The organism is Marinobacter salinexigens (assembly GCF_008370345.1).
Classification (GTDB): domain Bacteria; phylum Pseudomonadota; class Gammaproteobacteria; order Pseudomonadales; family Oleiphilaceae; genus Marinobacter; species Marinobacter salinexigens.
The window spans coordinates 1-748 of record NZ_VTUU01000056.1 but is presented as its reverse complement, the minus strand read 5'-3'; the positions used below and the strand labels follow the sequence as shown (position 1 = coordinate 748).

Here is a 748-nt window from a genome sequence, read left to right as displayed (position 1 = left end):
CTCACTTATTATTGAACACAATTATACACGCATGCAGAGAAAACGAAGCGAGTACAGGAACACGCCTCTCTCGACGTAGCCCCACGCCCACCACCTCTTCTCCCTCAGTCTCACACTCTCACTCACCACAAGCAAGCAGCTACCAAGGTCCGGAGAGGGACTCATTATTGTGAACCATCAAATTACACACGCATGCAGTACAGAATTAAACAGGTGTGTGGTTGTGTGCGCCGGAGCTAGCTAGCTCGGTCGCGCGCCGGCCGGTACTACGGTCAGCCGAAGAGGTGGTGGTGYTTCTTCTCGCCGCTAGCCTCCTCGGCGTCCTTGTGGTCCTTCTTCTTCTCGTGGTGCTCGTGGAATACGTAGCCGCCGGCGCCGACGGCCGCCGCGGCAGCGACCTCCTCCGTGATCTTGTGCCTGTGCGCGTGCTCGGGGTCCTTCTTCGCCTCGTGCTTCTCGTAGAGTGCGAAGGCGCCGGCGGCGATGGCGCCGGCCTCGCCGAGGTGCTGCTTGTGCTTGTGCTCCTTCTCCTCCTTCTTGTACCTCTCGTACTCGCCCTCGCCGGTGGCGGTGACCACCTCGGTCTCGGAGTACCCGTACTCGCCGGCGGGCTGCTCCTCGTCCTTCTTGTGGTGGTTGAAGAAGTGGTGGTGCTTCTCCTCCGACATGATKGCTGCCTGCTKCCGCCCGAGCTAGCTGGTTGCTAGACTGCTAGTACACACTTGGCTTTGGAAACCACTTGTCTCTC

General features: G+C 59.6%; 1 protein-coding gene. It reads right to left on the bottom strand.

Features of this window, described 5'->3' with window-relative positions; all coding sequences use genetic code 11:
• Positions 1 to 272: 272 nt before the first annotated feature.
• Positions 273 to 668: a hypothetical protein gene (locus FWJ25_RS20645; RefSeq protein WP_149601868.1), complete on the bottom strand. Its 396-nt coding sequence runs from the start codon at positions 666 to 668 to the stop codon at positions 273 to 275.
• Positions 669 to 748: the final 80 nt, after the last annotated feature.